Raw genomic sequence first — 19,259 nt, forward strand, 5'->3', positions numbered from 1 at the left:
ACAGAGCACACAGAGGTCACGGAGAAAACGTTCTTGAGATTGATTAACAAACTCTGTGTCCTCTGTGGCTAATGTCTAAGGTAATTTCTGCTTCCATAAACGTGACAGCATACCCTGAGAGAAGCACGCGGTCAGCTTTCACCTCGCAGGCGATGTTACCGCCACGCCTGGAAACCTGCTTGGCGCTCAGGGTGTTCTTACCAAGTTTATTGGCCCAATACGGCGCAAGTTCACAATGAGCGGAGCCTGTGACGGGGTCTTCGGGGACACCGTATTTGGGCGCAAAGAAACGGCTGACAAAATCGACATCCATGCCGGGCGCGGTGACAATCACGCCACGTAAATCAAGCTGGCTCAGCAAGGTATGGTTTGGCGCTATTGCACGAACCGTCGCTTCGCTGTCGAACACGGCCAGGTAATCGTCGGCTGACAACACCTCGACGGGCCGCTGGCCGAGACCTTCAATTAATGCCTCTGGTATAGCGCATGGTCTTGGCGGGAGGGAGGGGAAGTTCATCTCCAACAGATCCCCCTTTCGCCTTACGACAAGATCGCCGCTACGTGTCTCAAAGGGGATGGACTGCTTGGAATAGCCAAGAATTTCAAAAATGACATGGGCCGTTGCCAGAGTTGCGTGGCCGCAAAGATCAATTTCCTTGACTGGCGTAAACCAGCGCAGGTTGAACCCCTTTGCAGAAGGCACAAAGAAGGCCGTCTCGGATAAATTGTTTTCCCCCGCAATGGCTTGAAGAAGACCGTCGTCCAACCAGCTTTCCAAAGGGCATACGGCAGCCGGATTTCCCTCGAATACACGGGATGCAAAGGCGTCTACTTGGTATTGTTTGATTTTCATATCCAGTGGCTTGTGGGGTGGAATCTCTACGGTAGAGACCGCTTTTCCAAAACCTCGACTTTGAGTCCGGCATGTTTTGGGATGCCGACTCCCGCCGACAGCGGATAGTCCATTACGGTATCTGTTTTTTGATACCCGCGCCTCAGATAAAAAGAAATGAGTTCACTTCTTGAGGACACAACAACCATGATGAACTTCTCGGAGCTGAAATTTGCGCTCGCATATCTTTCCGCATGAGCAAGCATTTGCTTTCCCGCGCCAACCCCTTGCAGTGCTGGGCTAACCGCGAGCATACCAATGTGGCTATTGCTGCCGTCTTTCTCGACATGAACACAAGCCACAATTTCTGATCCCTTAAGGCCGACAAGAATAATGGAATCTGGCTTTGATACCATTGCCTCGATTTGACCAACACTCGTTCTGCCACCTGACACCAAATGGGATTCATGAGTCCAGCCAGACACGCCTGATTCCGGGCGATATGCTTTGTTGACGAGCTGTGCTATTGCATCGGCATCTGACTTACTGGCTGTGCGGAATGTATCAATGCTCATATGTTGATTTGCGGTCTAGCTATTATTAGACGTTGGCATCCGTAAAACGACTGGCTATGGACTCCAGCAGACGCTTCCCATGAACAACAGCCACCACCAATATCCGCTTTTCTTCGATACAATACACAAGCCGATAACTGTACACGAACCGCTCCCTGATGTTTTCGTTACCAAGCTCAGGCACTACCCGGCCGATATGTGGGAAATCTGCAAGGGTTCTGGATACCGATAATATTTTTGACACCACCGCTCGCGCGTAAAATACAGAATCTCGACTGATAAACCCCGCAATTGCTTCGACATCCTCAGTTGCTTCAGGTGACCACTCTATTCTGTGGTCCATTTGCTCAGCCGCTTTTCAACTTCTTCTTGTGTTATGACGCCTTCGGACTCCGCCCTGGATATGCCCCGCTGAATTTTTTCCAAGACGTAAAGATGATACTGAACGTCTTCAACCGTGCAATCCTCGGGCAGGTTTTCAAGTAGCCCCCGTACCTTCTCCTTCGCTGCGTTCATTTTGACCTCCGATAGTTATGCTTCATTGAGTCACCAATAAATTCATCAGGCACTGGAGGGCCAAGAGCAAAAACGGGCACAGACGCCACTAAAAGAGCGGCCATGGTAACCGTATGAGTGGAGATATACACCAATCAAGCCCCCCTGACGACCTGTCCGGCTTGTTACAAATTGATTGATTAGGCTGCCTGCAGCATAAACTCAACCTTCACTGCCTTATATGGAAATTCAATACCACCATCAGCGGTTCGGGTGAGGATGCCTGCCTTCAGCAGTGCGGTCACGTCGCCTTGAACTGCCTTTACATCGCGGCTGACTCGCCTTGCCGCCTCTCGGATTGATACCGGGCCTGCACCGCATAGGGCTTTGAGTAGTTCCCAACGCTTGGCCGTGAGCACCTGCCAGAGTAGTTCAGGAATGGCAAAGGCGATATGTGCCGTGCGATCTGTGCGGCCTGTCTTCATGGCCCGCGAAGCGTCAGTGAGCGTTTCTGCCAGAGAGCGCACTTCAAGAACGACCGTTTTCATGATTCCACCTCGCAATGTCGGCGTTGAAGTTGGCCATCAATTGATCTGGGCCGGAGATTGCTCTAACTATTATTATTAACAGCCGCACGCCGCTGCTGTGTATCACCACGCGGCCTTAGGTTGAGGGCTTCCAGCATTTTCAGGTCGTCTTCTACCTGGCGTCCCTTGGTGGTGAGGTAATCGCCGATCATCACGCCCGATGCGCCGGCCATGAAGATCATGGCCTGCATGTCGCCGAGGAACTGGCGTCCGCCTGCGATGCGGATCTCCGCTTTCGGCAACAGGTAACGGAACACCGCTATCGCCTTGAGAATATCCATGGGCTGCATGGGTTCGCGCTCACCCATGGGAGTGCCGGCTTGAGGGTTAAGAAAATTCAGGGGCACGGATTCCACTCCCAACTCACGCAGTGTCAACGCAAGTTCAACACGCTGATCGAGGTTTTCACCCATTCCTAAAATGCCGCCAGCACAGACGCGCAGGCCAGCCTTGCGTGCATGGTTGATGGTGTCGATGTTTTCCTGGTAGGTGTGGGTGGTGCAGACCTGGTCGAAAAAGCTCGGTGCGCACTCCAGGTTATGGTGGTAATTTTCCATGCCCATCCCCTTGAGCATGACCGCGGTTTCTTCGTCCAGCGCGCCAAGGCTGGCGCACCGGCCTATATCCGAGTGTTCTTTTAGCGTTGTGAAATATTCTTGCAACTGGTTGCGTTCCTTGGCGGAGCGCACGCCCCAGCCTTTGGACACCACGCCAAAATCGCTGGCGCCCCAGGCACGCGCACGCTCGGCTTGCTCCACCAGTTTTTCGCTGGAAATGTAATTGTAGGCCGGAGCTGCCGTCTTGTGATGGGCGCTCTGGGCGCAGAACGAACAGTTTTCGGAACAATTGCCGGAGCGCACGTTGGAGATGGCGCACACCTCAACCTCGTTGCCGCGGAATGTCTTGCGGATGCGGTCGGCACCCGCCATAAGCCAGGGCAGGTAATCGTCTTCCAGGCGGATCATCCAGCGTCCTTCGTCGCCCGTTATATCCCCGCCCGCAAGAATGCGGGTGGTCAGGCTGTCGATGCGCTGATAGATTTCGTTGTTCATGGCGACTCTTTTCCTGTTTGGGTATGATGTGAAAGGATTTCTGTGAATATAGATATTAAAGGCAACGCGATTCCTGTCAACCTAATGGCGCCCCAAAAGTGAACGACTGGTTAAATATTGCGCAATCCCTGCTATTTCCGCCGATCTGCGTCGTCTGCGGCGCCAAGGGCAGCCATGGCTTGGATCTCTGCTTGGGCTGCCGGGCGGAGCTGCCCTATCAAAAGCAGGCGTGCCAGCGCTGCGCCTTGCCATTGCACGGCATACACAATGATGATGGGTGCAGCGTGGCATTATGCGGAAACTGCCTGAATGATTCCCCCGCCTATGACCGTGTTTTGAGCGTGTTCACGTACGCCAGCCCGGTGGATTACCTTATCCAGGATCTTAAATTCAATCGAAAACTCCACATCGCTCGCCTGCTGGGGGAGATCATGGCCGATCATCTGGAACAGAACGTGCAAATCCGGCCCGACCTGATTATCCCGGTGCCCCTGCATCGCGCGCGCTTGCACGAACGTGGCTATAACCAGGCCCTGGAGCTGGCGCGCCCAATCGCACGCAAACTCAACCTCCCGATTGACTACCTCGGTTGCGAGCGATCGCGTGCCACACCTGCACAATCAGATTTGCCAGCCAAAGAACGCCCATGCAATGTGAAGGGGGTGTTCAATATAACGGGCAGCTTCAAAGGACGCCATGTCGCCATTATTGACGATGTAATGACCACCGGTAGCACCGTCGAGGAACTTGCCACGGCGTTACGCGAGGCCGAGGCAAGTGCTATCGATGTGTGGGTATGCGCTCGCGCATCGTTAAACGATTGACGCGACAAGATTGGGCGTACGATTGGGTTGTGTTATTCTTGGAAATTGTTATTAATGATGGAGAAATTTATGACTTTGCGCCAAACCCTCGTTATTGCCCTGTTGGCCACCAGCACTAGTGCCTTGGCGGATGCCGTGGACATCAATCTGAGCGACAAAAGCGCCCAGTTGCGCTATTCGATGCCATTGGGGCGGGACAGCCTGGGGAAATCGGAATTAAATGCCGGCCTTCTCTATTCTGAGAATGGGAAGGGCATGATTGAGGCGGGCATGCAGGTAATGAATGAAGTAGGCGCCAATCTGCCTGGACTGACGGTCGGTGTGGGCCTCAAAGGCTTGGCCGCCTCCGTTTCAAAATATGATGCCGGTGCATTGGCGCTGGGTGGACAGGTGCGCTTTTCACCGCCGGTTGCCAAGCGCCTGGGACTTGTTGGCCAATTCTATTTTGCACCGAAAATTGTAACATTCGGCGATGCCGACCGATTTATCGAAACGGGCCTCCGGCTGGAATATGAAATATTGCCTCAGGCAACAGCTTATGTGGGTTATCGCAAAATCAGGTTTGGCATTGAAAACGGACCCGGTGCCACGCTCGATGAAGGCGCCCACGTGGGTGTGAAGTTCCTGTTTTAGAAAATTTCACGGCTTTGCCGCTGGTTTGAGAACCTGCTAATGGAATAGTCGGACGATGACAGTCACCACCTTGATATCTGGTTATGGCGCATCGGCGCGGCGTGCCGATGCCGGTGTGCGGCAGATTACCGCGCTGGCATCTGCACTGCCCCCCGCCCTTAACCGGCAAGTCCGGCAGCAAGTTCCTGCCGAGCAGGTGGTGGAAGGTGATGTCCTTGAGAAGCAGGGGCTATCCGGCGCTTATTCCGCAAGTTTTCACCAAACAGGCCGCTATACTAGGCCGACGAGCGGCGAAAGCATGATCGCACGGCGCGCCGTGGCGGAATACTGGTCACTTTCCCTGATGGAGAGTGGCCGGATTACACCGCTTCACAGGATTGATGACTATGCCTGAGAGGCGTCTCACCTTACCTTTTTATTTCACCTTTTTATTTCCAACGTGTGGGGGAATTATGAAAAAAAGCGGACGGATAGCAGTTGCTTTAATGATGTTGCCGGCAGGTTCGGCGTTTGCCTTGGGGCCGGTGGATCTTGACGTGCAAGTGGCGGGCTGGAAATCCAGCGTTTCAGGACAAACCCATACCAATTCCGCCCCGGACATCAACCTCAAGGATGACTTGGGGCTCAAGGATCAAACCATCGCCTTTGCCCGTGCCAGGCTGCATGTGATAGCACTGGGGAATCTCTACGTCGGGTATACGCCGATCAAATATGATGCGACCACCACACTCTCCAAAGGCGTCACATACGACAACACAACATTTGGTGCCGGCACTTCTTTGCAAACTGACGCGGAATTAAAAACCTACGATGTGGGCTGGACGCTTACAGCGCTGGATGCAGGAATCGTCTCAGCCGAAGTTGGTGCAAACCTGAAATACATAGATGGCTCGGTCGCTCTGAAAGGCTCTTCCCAATCTGCAAGCGCCAGCTTCTCCGTCCCCGTCCCCATGCTCAAGGCCGTAGTGCGCGCCAGCATGCCTTTTGTTAAAGCAGAGGTCGATGGCATGGGTATGGTCTATCAGGGCAATCATTTCTATGATGTCGCCGCCCAAGTCAAGCTAAGCCCTGTGCCGTTCTTTTATGTGGCGGGCGGATACCGCTATATAGATGTGGAGCTGAAAGACGGCTCCAACAAGGCGACCATCAAAAACGCAGGTCCATTCCTGGCGATCGGGGCGGATTTTTAGCCCTACTGCGAACTCCGGGATGGGCCGCAGGATTGCAGGCGCGTCCCTCCCGGTTTTGCTTATTCGAACTGACGAACCACCAGTGGATGAACAAGAAACGCGACGATCAGCGCCAGTATGTAATCTTTATAGGCAGTAAAGGCACTGACGCCATCACCGGGGCTGGTGATTACCACTAACCCTACTATGACTGCAAATATGATCTTTAACATTTTAGGCTCCAGGGATAAAGGATAAGTTGTTTCTGTTGAGTCTATAGTGCCAAGAGTTGAAGGCTATTGCTGTGCGGGGCGTATCACTATAGTTGTGAACCATGACGCAAAATGACAACAAGTGTCCTTTTTGGGCATAAAAATCCTCTTTTCAAAACACTTATGGCTACTGTTTAACCCGCCATGCCATCCCCTAAGGTTCAACACGTCGCCGCCGCCGTTGTAGTTAACAGTGCGGGCGAGGTACTGCTGGCGTTACGCCCACCCGAGGCGCATCAAGGCGGATTGTGGGAGTTTCCCGGTGGCAAGGTTGAGGCTGGTGAAGACATACGGTGCGCCCTTGCGCGGGAGCTGTATGAGGAACTGGGAATCACCGTCGAGACCGCCCGTCCGCTGATCCGGGTGCATCATGATTATGCTGACAAATCCGTGCTGCTCGATGTATGGCGCGTCGATGCCTTTGCCGGGCAACCTCATGGTCGTGAGGGCCAGCAGATCGAGTGGGTTGCACCGGAGCGTCTCTTGGAGCGCGCCTACCCGGCTGCGAACTGGCCTATCGTAACTGCCGCGCGCCTGCCCCCTCTTTACTTGATAACGCCCGAGCCGCGTGGCGAGACAGGCGACTTTCTCCGTGCGCTCGAACAATCGCTGCTAGGCGGCCGTTCCAGCGCGTCGTGCGCCCACGGCACTTGCGCATCCCTGCGCGGCGGGATCCGGCTGGTGCAATTGCGCGCAAAGACCCTGGCGGGTGACGATTACAAACGTCTGGCGGAACAGTCGCTGCACCTGTGCCGACGCTATCAGGCACAACTGGTGCTAAACGCCCCTTATAACCTTGCGCTGGAACTGGGTGCCGATGGAGTACATCTGGACAGCGCACGCCTGATGACGCTGGATGAACGTCCGCTGGCCCGGGATCTGTGGGTTGCCGCCTCCTGCCACAACGCTACAGAACTGGCCCACGCCTACCGCATCGGCGTTGATTTTGCGGTGGTCTCACCCGTGCTGGAAACCGCCAGCCATCCAGGTGCGCAGACCTTGGGGTGGGCCGGGTTGCGCGCGCTGACCGAGCAGACCACGGTGCCAGTATACGCACTGGGTGGGATGACACCGGGCCATCTGCCCCAGGCTTGGGCGCATGGAGCGCAAGGTATTGCGGCAATCGGGGCGTTGTGGGGGAGTGACTGTAACCAGATAATGTAGAGGGGGTGAACGTCTACACCGCGTCCCTCACTGCTTCTCCGTCTCTGGATCTTCAGGGGGCGTGTGTTCTTCGGTTGGGACGCGGTATGACTCGCTTGCCCATTCGCCCAAATCGATGAGTCGGCAGCGTTCGCTGCAAAACGGCCGCCAGCGCTGCTCCGGCGTCCATTCCACGGCTTTGCCGCACGTGGGACAGGTGACAACGGTTTTTTTCACCTGCGTCATATGGTGCAACAGGTCAACTCAAAGCTCACGTTGTCCATGGTCTGCACTGGACGCTCGTCTATCCGCTGCTCCATGAAGCGCACCGTGAAGCGGTGCTTGCCGCCGCTGATCTCGGCGAAATAGGGGCTGTCCGCCGGCACGGTAACACGCACGATGTGACATGGGGGCGTCGGCTCCAGGGTTTTTTGGAAAAAACCGGCCTCGGCGACTTCCTTCGCCGGTGGGGCGCTATCACGGATCAGCCGCAGGATCAGGCTAATGGATTGCGCGATGGCGCTGAAGGGTTTGAGCCACAGCTCAAGCTGTTGCCTGCGCACTTCAGGGGGTTGTTGCAGCCAGTAGTGGTAAGCGGGGAGATCGAAATCGCACGTGCCACCAGGGATGCTGCTGCGCTGCCGGATACTGTTAAGAAATTCGTTCTGCCGCAATTCCTGGCCGACTTGACCCTTGCTGGCGTGCAGATGGTCGATGAGCCCATCCATGTCACTGAGCAGCGAGCCTAGCCTTTGGCGGTCGACACTAGGATTTTGCTCCAGTCTTTCCAATACGGTAATTTGCCGCTCGAGCTCCTTCATGACCTCGGTCTTGAGATCGGCGCGACTGAAAATGCTCAGTATTTCCAGAATGCTGTTGAGTGTCGCGCGACTGTCCCATACGGAGTTATTCGCCAGATGGACATACGCCTGCTGAAACAGGAATTCGAGCCGCAAAAAGGTGCGGATCCGTTCGTTGAGTGGTTGTTCGTAAGTGATTTTTTTCTGCACGGAAGATTACCGATTCGCTAGTCATCGCCGGAGCTTAGGCACTATACCTGATAATTTGAATAAATAAACAGAGAGTGTAAAACATTAAGAATGATAGCGTAAAAAAATTATGAGGAAGTCGCTGCAAGGCGACATTCGGCAGCCGGAACCGGGCCTTTAACCGCGCGATTTTCAGGAATGTTTTAGATAGCACTGGTGTAGCTCCAGGACGTGCTGGTGCAGTTCTTCAAGCCCATCATCATTGACGATGATGTCGTCCGCAGCCGCCAGGCGCTGCTCTCTACTGACTTGGGCATGGATAATCGCGGCGATTTCTGCGTCCGGTAGGCCATTGCGCACTCTCACGCGCTGGTATTGCAGATCTTCGGGGGTGTCCACCACCAGAATGCGGTCCACCAGTTCGGTTTGCCCGGTTTCCAGCAGCAGGGGAATGGAGAGAATGCAGTAAGGAGTGGCGCTGGCTTCAATGTAGGCGATGCGCCGACGCATCTCGGCACGGATCAGGGGGTGCAGGATAGCCTCAAGCTGCTTGCGGCGCGCAGCGTCATTGAACACGATGGCGCGCAGCCGTGCCCGGTCGAGTTGTCCGTCGCCATGCAGGATATCCGACCCAAAGGCGCTGACGATGTCCTGCAGCGCCGGTTGCCCGGGGATTGTCAGCTCGTGGGCGATCTTGTCGGCATCAATGACCGGCACACCCAATGCGGCGAAGCTGTCCGCCACGGTGGTTTTGCCGCTACCGATACCGCCGGTTAAGCCGATTTTGAGCATAAGGGTCAGGAGTCATGTACAAATTTAACGATAGCTTATCCTAATCCTGCCATGCCCAGGTAGGCCTGCATTATTTGCTCACCCCACATCAATGTGACCCATCCCGCCGCCGCGAGGTAAGGGCCGAAGGGGATGGGGGAATTCTTGTCGCGGCCGCGCAGCAGCACCAGGGAGATGCCTACCACCGCCCCCACCAGGGAAGACAGCAGAATCACTACCGGCAGCGCCTGCCAGCCCAGCCACGCGCCGAACATGGCGAGGAGCTTGAAGTCGCCATACCCCATGCCTTCACGCCCAGTCAGCAGTTTAAAAGCCATATACACCGACCACAGGCTAAGGTAACCGGCCATCGCGCCGATGATGCTGGCATAGCTGCTGGCAAACACGTTGAACAGGCTGAGGGCGAGTCCGCCCCACAGGAAGGGTAAAGTAATCGAGTCAGGCAGCAGGTGATGATCAAAGTCAATAACGCTCAGTGCAACCAGCGCCCATGTCAGCAATAGTGCCGCGCCCGCCGCCCATCCGAAACCGAACCGCCATGCCACGGCGACGGAAAGCACGGCGGTGAAGGCCTCAATTATCGGGTAACGCGCGGAAATGCGCGCGCCGCATGACGAACACTTGCCCCGGAGCAGCAGATAGCTCACCACGGGTATGTTTTCCAGCGAGGTAATGGCGTGGCCGCAGTGCGGGCAGCGCGAGCGCGGTGCAGCCAGGTCGAAACGTTCCTGGGGTGGCGTACCCCTCGCTCCGCTCTCTCCAGCGCCGAGGAATTCCGCACACTCGGCACGCCACTGGCGCTCCATCATGATCGGTAGGCGGTGTATCACGACATTCAGAAAGCTGCCGATGAGCAGGCCTAAAATGCAGGCTATAACAATAAAGGCGGTGGGGCTGGCTTGCAGATAATCAATAATATTCATAACCATCCAGGGTAAACAGTGTGCCGTCAGCAGGCAAAAAATATCACGACTCTTATACAACCTGTCCCATCTTAAAGATCGGCAGATACATCGCCACCACCAAGCCGCCGACGAGCACCCCTAGCACCGCCATTATAATCGGCTCCAGCAGACTGCTCAGGCCATCTACTGCATTATCGACCTCTTCCTCGTAGAAGTCGGCGATCTTGGCGAGCATGGCATCCAGCGAGCCGGCCTCTTCGCCGATGGCGACCATCTGCACCACCATGTTCGAAAACAGCCCGCATTGGCGCATGGCCATTTGCAGCGACATGCCGGTGGCCACCTCGTCACGTATTTTGAGGGTAGCCTTTTCATAGACGATATTGCCGGAGGCGCCCGCCACCGTCGTCATCGCCTCCACCAGTGGCACACCGGCGGCAAACATGGTGGACAGGGTGCGGGCAAAGCGCGCTACCGTCGCCTTGGTGACGATATCACCGAGCACGGGCATCTTGAGCAATGCCCGATCCATCAGTTGATTGACCTTCGGCGAGCGCTTTTTGGCCTCTATCATGCCATATACCGCCCCACCAGCGGCGCCGAAAATGGCCCACCACCACTGCTGAAAGATCTTGGAAAGCTCGACAACGAATTTGGTAAAGGCAGGCAGCTCCGCGCCAAACCCCTTGAACAATTCCTCAAACTGGGGAATCACGAAGATCATAAGAATGGCGGTGATGATAAACGCCACCACCACGATAGCCGCAGGATAAAACAGCGCCTTTTTGATCTTGCCCTTGATCGCCTCGATCTTTTCCTTGTAGGTGGCAATCTTGTGCAGCAGAGTCTCCAGAATACCGGCCTGTTCACCGGCATGCACCAGGTTGCAGAACAGGGAATCAAAATAGTACGGGTGCTTGGCGAGGGCCTCGGTGAAGGAGTTTCCGCCTTCCACGTCGGCCTTGATCTTCAATATCAGATCCTGCATGGATGGATTATCATGGCCGCGCCCGATGATTTCAAAGGATTGCACCAGCGGTACGCCGGAACTCATCATGGTGGCGATCTGGCGGCTGAAGATAGCGATATCCTTGGGAGTGATCTTTTTTTTGCGTGCACCAAAGGCGGAGAGCCTCTTCTTGTTCACTTTGAGAGGGTTGATCCCCTGGCGGCGCAAATCGGCCTTGAGCAACCCGGCATTGCCACTGCGCGCCTCGCCGGTAACCTTCGCACCTTTCTTGTCGGTGCCTTCCCAGGTGAAGAGATCCATCTTCGCTTCTTTCTTTATCGCTGTCGTCGCCATGATCTTTATACCGTAATTACCCGATTGATTTCCGCAAGGCTGGTCATGCCCTGCTTGATTTTTTTCAGCCCCGATGCGCGCAAGTCCGGGATGCCCTCCTTCTTCGCCTGATCGGCAATCTGCATGGAGTTACCACCCGCCATGATGATTCGGCCCATAGCCTCGGAAATCGGCATGACCTGATAGATACCAACCCGCCCCTTATATCCCTCATTACACTGATCGCAGCCAACCGTGCCGTAGATCGTAAAACCCTCATCCAGATCCGCCTCCGTGAAACCCTCCATGAGCAAGGCCTCACGGGGGAGATCCACAGGTTTTTTGCAATGGCTGCACAAACGCCGCGCCAGACGCTGAGCGATGATCAGCGACACTGCGGAGGCGATGTTGAACGGCGCTACTCCCATGTTGAGCAAACGGCTCAGGGTCTGCGGCGCATCGTTGGTATGCAGGGTAGACAGCACCATGTGGCCGGTCTGCGCTGCCTTGATGGCAATCTCGGCCGTCTCCAGGTCGCGAATTTCACCCACCATGATGACATCGGGATCCTGACGCAAAAACGCCTTCAAGGCGGCGGCGAACGTCAGCCCCACCCTGGGGTTGACGTTCACCTGGTTGACGCCCGGCAGATTAATTTCCGCAGGGTCTTCGGCGGTGGAAATGTTTCGGTCCATCGTGTTAAGTATGTTTAGCCCGGTATACAGCGACACGGTTTTACCACTACCGGTCGGGCCGGTCACCAGGATCATCCCGTAGGGCATGTGCAGCGCGTTCATATACAGCGCCTTTTGCTCCGGCTCATAGCCCAGCGCGTCGATGCCCAGCTTGGCGCTGGAGGGGTCGAGAATACGCAGCACGATCTTCTCGCCGAACAGCGTGGGGCAGGTGTTGACGCGGAAGTCGATGGCGCGGGTCTTGGAGAGCACCATCCTCATGCGTCCGTCCTGCGGCACACGGCGTTCCGAGATATCCAGGCGCGACATCACCTTGAGGCGCGCGGACATTTTATTGGCCAGTGCAACCGGCGGGTTGGCGGCCTCGTGCAGCATGCCGTCCTGGCGGTAGCGGATGCGATAAACCTTTTCATAGGGTTCGAAGTGGATATCCGACGCCCCCTTATTGATCGCATCGAGCAGAATCTTGTTGATGAAGCGCACCACCGGCGCATCATCGACGTCCGGCCCGGTGCCCGCGTCCTTGCTCGCGTTATCGTCCTCGCTGGTAATGTCCAGATTATCGAGATCGGCATCACCGATATCCGTAATGGCAGAGTCCTTCGCCTCCAACACCTTTTCGATTGCCTTGGCGAGCTTGTCTTCCTCGACCAGTACCGTCTCGGTATTGACGCTGGCATGGAACTTGATTTCATCCAGCCCCGCCAGATTGGTGGGGTCGGACACCGCAACGAACAGGCGATTGCCGCGCTTGAACAGAGGCAGCGCGTTATGCGCGCGGATCAGCTTTTCGCTCACCAGGCTGCTCGCCGCCATCTCCATATCCATGACGTTGATATCGAACAGCGGCACGCCGAACTCCACGGAGCCCGCCTGGGCGATAGCGTAGCTGTCCGCCAATTTGCTTTGCACCAGATGGCTGACGAACGCTATTTTGTTTTTCGTCGCATACTCCTGGGCCTTGAATACCTGGTCTTCGTTCAACAGGCCGTCGAGCACCAGGCGGCGCGCTAGGCCGCTAAGGCCGATATTGATACTGGATGCAGCCACACTCATATGCTTTTAACGTCCTTCAATGGATTGCATATCCTGTATCGGCGGATGGGGGGATTTTTTTAGTGGCTGGCGAAAGGATTTGCTTTGGCGGGGGAGGTAATCAATGGATCGCCGGGGTGCTGGGAGATTGGGCTTGCTTGTGGGGTGCCCATAAAAAAGCAGGGTGGGCAATGCCCACCCTGCAGAGGTTACAGTTAAGCGAGGCCAGCTATTAGCAGATCGCAGGAGAGGTAGTGCAGCTGCCAGTCGCAGTCCATGTAACACCATTTACAGAACTAAAAGCTGGGGTTAGAATATAAGTTTCACCACTTAGGCCATTAGCGCTACGAGCTGTTGCTGTAATTACCCCAGCCGCTGAGGTAGCAACAGTAGCAACAAATTTAGTGGGATTCGTCGCCGCAAGATCCGCTGGAACGCCATTTGTATTGCCAGCGCAAGCCGCTATCGGGGAAACCCCCTGATCCTGGGCGCATAACTCAACAGCTGTTTTGACTGCTTGGGTCGCCTGAACCACTTCAGTGAATTTCGCTTTTTTCGTATATTGCTGATATGCCGGAATCGCAATCGCCGCCAGGATGCCGATAATCGCTACAACGATCATCAACTCGATCAGTGTAAAACCTTGTTGTGCCTTCTTCATGTTCATGGTGTTTATCCTCGTTTGTTTGGGGTAAAAGTCTGTGGCGCCTGTCCTGATTTAATCACTAGTCCTTTTGTGTGCTGCGCTTCCAGTGTCTGAGCGGTTCAAGCCAGACGCCTTGCCATGAATAAAGCAGGAGGCGTGCCAACTTTCGGCGGAAAGTGCGTACACAATCGAAATCAGTGTGCGGGCCATGCAAAAGTGTGATGTGCGTCACAAAAAAGCCGATGTTGGCGGGGTCAATCCGTAAAGCGGCGGACCCAGCAACATGCGGCTTGTGGGTCCTCTATGCTTGACCCAGCCTACATCATGCCGTTTTGGGTCAGAAAGTGACGAATAATGCCAATACAGTAAATATGGTTATTATAATGTTTTGGTGGTTTCGTGCAATGCCTATTTTGAGTCAAGGAAGTTTGCCGCCCCGTTACTCCAAAATCATGCAGGGTGCGCGTCCCATGCACCCTGCACATTGCACTTTATCCTAAAACCGGCGACCGGACTCCGGCTCCAAAGGAGGCTGGAGCCGCCCGGCTTGTCGTGCCTGCACAGCTGCGCCAGCGCGCAGGCTGGTGTCGAAGCCGGTGGTGAAGTCAATGCCGCCGAGGTCGCTGTCGGTGAGGGTGACCAGCTTGGGTTGCTCCAGGGTGAGATAGCCGCCACAGGCTTCGCCGGGGTCGCAGATGATCTGGTTGTTGTTGGAGTCCGACCCGGCGATGACCTGGTAGGTACCCGCCACAACGCCAGTGAGGTTGTAGCGGTACTGGCCGCTGGCATTGACACCAACGGCAGCCTGCCTCATGACTTTGCCAGTAGCGGGGTCGATCAGCAGCACATAGTGATAACCGGCATCCGGGCTGGCGATGGCGCCTGGCCCGCCTACCTGCAGTGTGACACGCAGCGCCACGGTATTCGCGGAGGAGGTGAAGGTGAGGGTGGCAGCATACGCGCCGATAGCGAGGCCGCTACGGTCTACCTTCACCGTATAAACACCCAGCTTGGTGCTGGGGTCAACGGATTTTTCCGTGACACTCAACCATGGGGCGTCATCCGTCGGTGCATTTACGCTGACTGCGCCACCGATGCTCCCGACAGCAAGGTCGATTTCTGTGGATACAAGGCCGAAGTTGAGAGTGGCGGGGCTGATAATCAGTGTTGGCTTGAGTGCACTACTTTGGGCTGCCGAGACCGCCTTGTACGCATCTATCAACCCATGACCGTATTTATCATCACGCCCCGAATCGCCGATATCCTGGGTGATATCGCCCTGTATCAGAAACATATCAACGATATCCGGCGTCAATCCGGGATTCACCGCCTTCATCAAGGCAATCACACCCGCCACATGTGGTGTGGCCATTGAGGTGCCTTGCAGAAAGCTGTAGGTGTATTGGACAGTACCCCCCGTATCATCGCCGCGCGTACTGAGAATACCGTCGGGAAATCCATCCCCGTTGATATCTTTACGGCTGTCGCCACCCGGTGCGGCCACGTCGATATTCGCGCCATAGTTGGAGTAGTAGGCCAGCCCCTTGGCGGTATCCACCGCGCTCACCGAGATTACACCGGTGTAGGAGGCGGGATAGAAGGCGGTGCTGCTCGCCTCGTTGCCGGCGGCAGCCACGACGATCACGCCCTGCGCACGGGCCTTGGTATAGACATCCTGCTCAGCCTGGGAATAACCGCTGCCGCCCAGGCTCAGGTTGATGATGTCCGCGCGCTGATCGGGAACCTTGCCGGAATCATTGATTAACCCCGCCGCGTAACGCACCGCCTGGAGGATGTCATAGCTGGTACCTCCCAGTTTGCCGAGCGCGCGCAGCGGCATGGCCTTGGCGCCCCACGCCACCCCCGCCACTCCCTTGCCATTATTGGTGGCTGCGGCGATGGTGCCCGTCACATGGGTGCCGTGAAAACTGCTGCCCGTCGGACCCTGGTCGCCGGGGTCAGCGGGATCGCTGTCGATGCCGTCACCGTCCAGGGCACTGGTTGGATTTTTGATGAAATCGTAGCCGGGGACGAGCTGGCCTTGCAGGTCTGGGTGGCCGAGCAACACGCCGGTATCGATCACCGCAACGATCACGTTGCTGTTGCCGGTGGTGATATCCCAGGCCTGCGGCAGATTGATCAGCGGATAGTGCCACTGGCGGGAATAAGATTCATCGTTGGGAATCGCAGTGGCGGTGCGGATGTAGTTGGGCTCGGCATAGGCGACATCGGCGCGGCGGCGCAGGGCCTTGATGGCCTGGATTGTCTCGCGTTTGAGTTGGACTTGCTCGCTGGCAGGTGCCTGATTGAGCGGCACATCAGAGGTGGATATCCCCAGTGCCCGGCGCATCTGGCTGCGCTGCTGCACATCGCCCAGACCCAACAGTATGGGTCGGCCCGCCGCACCCGCTTTGGCTGCCAAGCCCAGCGCTTGGGCGCTACCAGCCGCGCCTTTGGCAACAGACGCATCGTCCTTGAAACGCACGATGATCTCGCCCGGCACAAAATCGCTACCCAGCCGCAGCGAGGAGGCTTCCGCCTGGGACGAATTAAAGCCGATGGTGAGGGTATAGGTGGAGGCGGCACCGGTATAGGCAAAAACCTCGACATAATACGTGCCCGGCACAACCACTTTGATCGACTCGACCCTGGTTACATCTTCCGTGCTATCCACCAAGGTTCCGTTCTGGCTATAAAGATAGACATCCAGATCGTTTGCGGCAGGGTTCGACTCACCAATGCTGAGTGTAATGATCTGATTAGCCGCGAGTGTAACCTTGTAGAAGTCCGAGACATCTCCCCGCATTTGCGACCTACCCGGCATCCCTGCCCTCGGTTGATTGACATACCCCCCAATCGCCACTGGATTGCCGACTGGCTGGGCATGGTCGAAATCGTCATTCGGCGCATACGGTGCGGCGAGGTCATTGACATCGCTATCCATCGCCGTATACACCGCAGCGCTGATCGCACCGCTGATCGCATAGGTTTTCTCCGCTGGTGATGGAGGCGTGCCACCACCACCGCCCCCACCACACCCGCTCTGCGCGGCGGCAAGGACGACTATCACACTAAAGAAAAATCGCCGCCAAATTTTCATAATAGTTCCGATACCCCAGCAGGTGTGCAGCCTTCAACGCCAACTCAATACACCACCTGGTTCCGCCCCCCTCTTTGGCCTGATACAGCTTGGTATCGGCGCATTCAAGGATGGCTTCCACTGACTGCGGCCCTTGCTCCGCACCACTATAGAAACAGACACCGAGTGAGGCAGTGACGGAAAGGTTACCCGCAGCGGTTTTGACTGGCCGCTGATCGATAGCGCGCAGGATACGCTCAAAGAGCGCGGGGTTGGATTGGTTAGCATCCGCGCAATACATGATCACCGCAAACTCCTCTCCACCCATGCGCACCACAACATCGGTTGGGCGCACTGCGCGGCGCAGACGATTGGCGACGGCCACCAGTACCTCGTCGCCCACCGCATGTCCATAGCTGTCATTCACGGCCTTGAAGTGGTCGATGTCTGCGATAGCAAGGTAAATGGCGCCGCCACGCGTGGCGGTTTCCAGCATCAACGCTTCCAGATGGGTGCGCATATAACGCCGGTTGCCAAGACCGGTGAGCGGGTCCGTGGTCGCCAACTCTTCCAGACGCAGGTTGTGAGCGGCCAGGTTCTGGGCAGTTTCAAACAGCGTATTCTGCAACGCAGCAATGCGCCCGGCGGCATGGAGGCGCGCGGCGAGCTCCCGTTCATCGACGGGCTTTGTCAGATAGTCATCGACACCGCGCTCAAAGGCAAGCACGAGATTCTCCACGCCCTCCTTTGCGGTAAACAGGATGACGGAGGTATAGTGGTTGCCGGCCTCATCCTGCTGACGGATGTGATTGGTGAGTTCCAGGCCATCCATCTCAGGCATCACCCAGTCCGCCAGCACGACATCGGCGGGGCGATGCGCCAGCAGTGTCAGCGCCTCACCGGCGGAGCTGGCCGTACGGACATCGCGATAACCGCTATTGGCAAGCGCGACGCATACGGCCTCGCGGCCAAGATGCATATCGTCTACCACGACGATGGAGAGATCGTTGTTGATCATAACTGGCTGGCTCGCTTGAGAAACGTGCTAAGTATAGACCGATGAGGCTGGGTTCGCCTCCCGCGCGCGGCATCTGACGCATCACATGCACAGCCGGTCAGCGCATGGGAAGCAACCCATTTTCACTTTAAGATACAAAAATTACAACAGCGGGCCTTGCTATGGCAAAGAACGGTAGATAAGTTCATATGCGCGAAATAGACGGTTCACACGGTGAGGGCGGTGGGCAGTTGATCCGCACGGCGGTGGCCTTGGCTGCGATATCGGGGACAGAGGTCTTGATACGCAACGTCCGCGCAAGACGCGCCAATCCCGGCTTGGCCGCGCAGCATGTGGCCGCCGTGCGGGCGGTAGCCGCGCTGTGCGACGCCCAGGTGAACGGCCTGCAAGTGGGTTCCCAGGAGCTGACTTTCCGGCCCGGGCGGCTGCATGGCGGCAGCTTTCACTTCGACGTAGGCACGGCAGGAAGTCTTACCCTGGTGCTGCAGGCTGTGCTCCCAGCGGCAGTGGCCTGCGGTGAGACGGTTCACCTGCGGCTGACTGGCGGCACCGACGTGAAGGCCGCACCACCTCTGGATTATCTGTGCCATGTATTACTGGCCCTGCTGACACACATGGGGCTGCAAACCCGCGTGATGGTGCTCAGGCGCGGCTATTATCCGCGCGGCGGCGGGGAGATCGAGACGGAGATACTCCCAGTGACCGCCCTGCATCCACTGGTGCTGGACACACCCGGCCCTCTCGAAGCGATCCGGGGCATCGCACACATCGCCAATCTGCCGGGCCACATCGTCGAGCGCATGAAACAGGCGGCGCTGCAGGAAATCATGGGATTCCCTGACGCACACATAGAAGGCCGGGGGCTGGGGCGGGACGATGCCATTGGACAAGGCGGGGCCGTGGTGCTGTGGGCAAAGACGGCCCATACCCTATTGGGTGCCGCAACAGTAGCCGAACGCGGCGTGCCCGCCGAACGGCTAGGCGAGGAAGCAGGACGGGCACTGCGCGCCGAGATCCAGAGTGGCGCAACCCTGGACATTCACACTGCGGACCAGATGCTGATCTATCTGGCCATGGCGCACGGTCCCTCGCGCTTCCTTGTCCGCACCCTCTCCTCCCATGCGCAGACCACGATATGGCTGCTGGAACAGTTCCTGCCGGTGCGCTTCGTGGTAACGCCAGCGGGGGAGCTGACACGCGTTGATGTCTATCCCTCGGCCACATAAGGGTACCTCT

At 56.6% G+C, this 19,259-nt stretch carries 22 protein-coding genes; 6 read left to right on the top strand and 16 right to left on the bottom strand.

Annotation, left to right across the window (positions count from 1 at the left end; translation table 11 throughout):
• Window positions 1-43: 43 nt before the first annotated feature.
• The 6 genes from M3A44_15370 to bioB all read right to left on the bottom strand — a co-directional run bounded on the left by M3A44_15370 (window position 44) and on the right by bioB (window position 3,541).
• Complete coding sequence (locus M3A44_15370; protein ID MEQ6342979.1) at window positions 44-853, bottom strand: PhzF family phenazine biosynthesis protein; 810 nt, start codon at window positions 851-853, stop codon at window positions 44-46.
• Window positions 854-879: 26 nt separating this feature from the next.
• Entirely contained in the window at window positions 880-1,407 is a 528-nt protein-coding gene (locus M3A44_15375; protein ID MEQ6342980.1) for a GNAT family N-acetyltransferase, read from the bottom strand.
• A gap of 25 nt (window positions 1,408-1,432) precedes the next feature.
• The gene (locus tag M3A44_15380) at window positions 1,433-1,750 is read right to left on the bottom strand and encodes a type II toxin-antitoxin system RelE/ParE family toxin (protein ID MEQ6342981.1); all 318 of its coding nucleotides are present in this window, start codon (window positions 1,748-1,750) and stop codon (window positions 1,433-1,435) included.
• On the bottom strand, window positions 1,735-1,923 hold the full coding sequence (locus tag M3A44_15385) for a hypothetical protein (protein MEQ6342982.1): 189 nt from the start codon (window positions 1,921-1,923) through the stop codon (window positions 1,735-1,737). The genes M3A44_15380 and M3A44_15385 overlap by 16 nt, the downstream gene beginning before the upstream one ends.
• A gap of 179 nt (window positions 1,924-2,102) precedes the next feature.
• The gene (locus M3A44_15390; GenBank protein MEQ6342983.1) at window positions 2,103-2,450 is read right to left on the bottom strand and encodes a DNA-binding protein; all 348 of its coding nucleotides are present in this window, start codon (window positions 2,448-2,450) and stop codon (window positions 2,103-2,105) included.
• A 62-nt stretch (window positions 2,451-2,512) separates the two neighbouring features.
• Window positions 2,513-3,541: a biotin synthase BioB gene (gene bioB / locus M3A44_15395; GenBank protein MEQ6342984.1), complete on the bottom strand. Its 1,029-nt coding sequence runs from the start codon at window positions 3,539-3,541 to the stop codon at window positions 2,513-2,515.
• Between the two features lie 98 nt (window positions 3,542-3,639).
• On the opposite strand from bioB, the gene M3A44_15400 reads away from it, so the two are divergent.
• The 4 genes from M3A44_15400 (at window position 3,640) to M3A44_15415 (ending at window position 6,188) form a co-directional block, all read left to right on the top strand.
• Entirely contained in the window at window positions 3,640-4,365 is a 726-nt protein-coding gene (locus M3A44_15400; GenBank protein ID MEQ6342985.1) for a ComF family protein, read from the top strand.
• Window positions 4,366-4,434: 69 nt separating this feature from the next.
• The gene (locus M3A44_15405; GenBank protein ID MEQ6342986.1) at window positions 4,435-4,998 is read left to right on the top strand and encodes a YfaZ family protein; all 564 of its coding nucleotides are present in this window, start codon (window positions 4,435-4,437) and stop codon (window positions 4,996-4,998) included.
• A 55-nt stretch (window positions 4,999-5,053) separates the two neighbouring features.
• Window positions 5,054-5,392 (top strand): hypothetical protein, encoded by a 339-nt coding sequence (locus M3A44_15410; protein ID MEQ6342987.1) that lies wholly within the window; start codon window positions 5,054-5,056, stop codon window positions 5,390-5,392.
• A gap of 91 nt (window positions 5,393-5,483) precedes the next feature.
• Window positions 5,484-6,188, top strand: coding sequence for a TIGR04219 family outer membrane beta-barrel protein (locus tag M3A44_15415; GenBank protein MEQ6342988.1), 705 nt, complete (start codon window positions 5,484-5,486; stop codon window positions 6,186-6,188).
• Between the two features lie 59 nt (window positions 6,189-6,247).
• Here M3A44_15415 and M3A44_15420 read toward each other — a convergent pair whose 3' ends face one another.
• Entirely contained in the window at window positions 6,248-6,400 is a 153-nt protein-coding gene (locus M3A44_15420; GenBank protein ID MEQ6342989.1) for a hypothetical protein, read from the bottom strand.
• 183 nt (window positions 6,401-6,583) lie between these two features.
• Here M3A44_15420 and M3A44_15425 point away from each other — a divergent pair, with 183 nt between their 5' ends.
• On the top strand, window positions 6,584-7,603 hold the full coding sequence (locus M3A44_15425; GenBank protein ID MEQ6342990.1) for a Nudix family hydrolase: 1,020 nt from the start codon (window positions 6,584-6,586) through the stop codon (window positions 7,601-7,603).
• A 27-nt stretch (window positions 7,604-7,630) separates the two neighbouring features.
• Here M3A44_15425 and M3A44_15430 read toward each other — a convergent pair whose 3' ends face one another.
• From M3A44_15430 to M3A44_15470, 9 genes are all read right to left on the bottom strand, one after another.
• Entirely contained in the window at window positions 7,631-7,828 is a 198-nt protein-coding gene (locus tag M3A44_15430) for a DNA gyrase inhibitor YacG (protein MEQ6342991.1), read from the bottom strand.
• On the bottom strand, window positions 7,825-8,592 hold the full coding sequence (gene zapD / locus M3A44_15435; GenBank protein ID MEQ6342992.1) for a cell division protein ZapD: 768 nt from the start codon (window positions 8,590-8,592) through the stop codon (window positions 7,825-7,827). Before zapD ends, M3A44_15430 begins: the two co-directional genes overlap by 4 nt.
• A 171-nt stretch (window positions 8,593-8,763) precedes the next feature.
• On the bottom strand, window positions 8,764-9,363 hold the full coding sequence (gene coaE / locus M3A44_15440; GenBank protein MEQ6342993.1) for a dephospho-CoA kinase: 600 nt from the start codon (window positions 9,361-9,363) through the stop codon (window positions 8,764-8,766).
• A gap of 35 nt (window positions 9,364-9,398) precedes the next feature.
• Entirely contained in the window at window positions 9,399-10,286 is an 888-nt protein-coding gene (locus M3A44_15445) for an A24 family peptidase (GenBank protein ID MEQ6342994.1), read from the bottom strand.
• 52 nt (window positions 10,287-10,338) lie between these two features.
• A complete protein-coding gene (locus tag M3A44_15450) occupies window positions 10,339-11,571 on the bottom strand; it encodes a type II secretion system F family protein (protein ID MEQ6342995.1) in 1,233 nt (410 codons plus the stop codon).
• Between the two features lie 5 nt (window positions 11,572-11,576).
• A complete protein-coding gene (gene pilB, locus M3A44_15455; protein MEQ6342996.1) occupies window positions 11,577-13,301 on the bottom strand; it encodes a type IV-A pilus assembly ATPase PilB in 1,725 nt (574 codons plus the stop codon).
• A gap of 211 nt (window positions 13,302-13,512) precedes the next feature.
• Complete coding sequence (locus M3A44_15460; GenBank protein MEQ6342997.1) at window positions 13,513-13,941, bottom strand: prepilin-type N-terminal cleavage/methylation domain-containing protein; 429 nt, start codon at window positions 13,939-13,941, stop codon at window positions 13,513-13,515.
• 481 nt (window positions 13,942-14,422) lie between these two features.
• Window positions 14,423-17,026, bottom strand: a complete 2,604-nt coding sequence (locus M3A44_15465) for a S8 family serine peptidase (protein ID MEQ6342998.1) — start codon at window positions 17,024-17,026, stop codon at window positions 14,423-14,425.
• Window positions 16,998-18,023, bottom strand: coding sequence for a diguanylate cyclase (locus M3A44_15470; GenBank protein MEQ6342999.1), 1,026 nt, complete (start codon window positions 18,021-18,023; stop codon window positions 16,998-17,000). Before M3A44_15470 ends, M3A44_15465 begins: the two co-directional genes overlap by 29 nt.
• A gap of 188 nt (window positions 18,024-18,211) precedes the next feature.
• Here M3A44_15470 and rtcA point away from each other — a divergent pair, with 188 nt between their 5' ends.
• A complete protein-coding gene (gene rtcA / locus M3A44_15475; GenBank protein ID MEQ6343000.1) occupies window positions 18,212-19,249 on the top strand; it encodes an RNA 3'-terminal phosphate cyclase in 1,038 nt (345 codons plus the stop codon).
• Window positions 19,250-19,259: the final 10 nt, after the last annotated feature.

Source organism: Gammaproteobacteria bacterium (assembly GCA_040183005.1).
GTDB lineage: Bacteria > Pseudomonadota > Gammaproteobacteria.

What these genes read in the sequence shown, in the direction of transcription:
- M3A44_15370 (MEQ6342979.1), bottom strand. Translation starts at nt 853, where the DNA reads ATGAAAATCAAACAATACCAAGTAGACGCCTTTGCATCCCGTGTATTC.
- M3A44_15375 (MEQ6342980.1), bottom strand. Translation starts at nt 1,407, where the DNA reads ATGAGCATTGATACATTCCGCACAGCCAGTAAGTCAGATGCCGATGCA.
- M3A44_15380 (MEQ6342981.1), bottom strand. Translation starts at nt 1,750, where the DNA reads ATGGACCACAGAATAGAGTGGTCACCTGAAGCAACTGAGGATGTCGAA.
- M3A44_15385 (MEQ6342982.1), bottom strand. Translation starts at nt 1,923, where the DNA reads ATGAACGCAGCGAAGGAGAAGGTACGGGGGCTACTTGAAAACCTGCCC.
- M3A44_15390 (MEQ6342983.1), bottom strand. Translation starts at nt 2,450, where the DNA reads ATGAAAACGGTCGTTCTTGAAGTGCGCTCTCTGGCAGAAACGCTCACT.
- bioB (MEQ6342984.1), bottom strand. Translation starts at nt 3,541, where the DNA reads ATGAACAACGAAATCTATCAGCGCATCGACAGCCTGACCACCCGCATT.
- M3A44_15405 (MEQ6342986.1), top strand. Translation starts at nt 4,435, where the DNA reads ATGACTTTGCGCCAAACCCTCGTTATTGCCCTGTTGGCCACCAGCACT.
- M3A44_15410 (MEQ6342987.1), top strand. Translation starts at nt 5,054, where the DNA reads ATGACAGTCACCACCTTGATATCTGGTTATGGCGCATCGGCGCGGCGT.
- M3A44_15415 (MEQ6342988.1), top strand. Translation starts at nt 5,484, where the DNA reads ATGATGTTGCCGGCAGGTTCGGCGTTTGCCTTGGGGCCGGTGGATCTT.
- M3A44_15420 (MEQ6342989.1), bottom strand. Translation starts at nt 6,400, where the DNA reads ATGTTAAAGATCATATTTGCAGTCATAGTAGGGTTAGTGGTAATCACC.
- M3A44_15425 (MEQ6342990.1), top strand. Translation starts at nt 6,584, where the DNA reads ATGCCATCCCCTAAGGTTCAACACGTCGCCGCCGCCGTTGTAGTTAAC.
- M3A44_15430 (MEQ6342991.1), bottom strand. Translation starts at nt 7,828, where the DNA reads ATGACGCAGGTGAAAAAAACCGTTGTCACCTGTCCCACGTGCGGCAAA.
- coaE (MEQ6342993.1), bottom strand. Translation starts at nt 9,363, where the DNA reads ATGCTCAAAATCGGCTTAACCGGCGGTATCGGTAGCGGCAAAACCACC.
- M3A44_15445 (MEQ6342994.1), bottom strand. Translation starts at nt 10,286, where the DNA reads ATGAATATTATTGATTATCTGCAAGCCAGCCCCACCGCCTTTATTGTT.
- M3A44_15450 (MEQ6342995.1), bottom strand. Translation starts at nt 11,571, where the DNA reads ATGGCGACGACAGCGATAAAGAAAGAAGCGAAGATGGATCTCTTCACC.
- pilB (MEQ6342996.1), bottom strand. Translation starts at nt 13,301, where the DNA reads ATGAGTGTGGCTGCATCCAGTATCAATATCGGCCTTAGCGGCCTAGCG.
- M3A44_15460 (MEQ6342997.1), bottom strand. Translation starts at nt 13,941, where the DNA reads ATGAAGAAGGCACAACAAGGTTTTACACTGATCGAGTTGATGATCGTT.
- M3A44_15465 (MEQ6342998.1), bottom strand. Translation starts at nt 17,026, where the DNA reads ATGAAAATTTGGCGGCGATTTTTCTTTAGTGTGATAGTCGTCCTTGCC.
- M3A44_15470 (MEQ6342999.1), bottom strand. Translation starts at nt 18,023, where the DNA reads ATGATCAACAACGATCTCTCCATCGTCGTGGTAGACGATATGCATCTT.
- rtcA (MEQ6343000.1), top strand. Translation starts at nt 18,212, where the DNA reads ATGCGCGAAATAGACGGTTCACACGGTGAGGGCGGTGGGCAGTTGATC.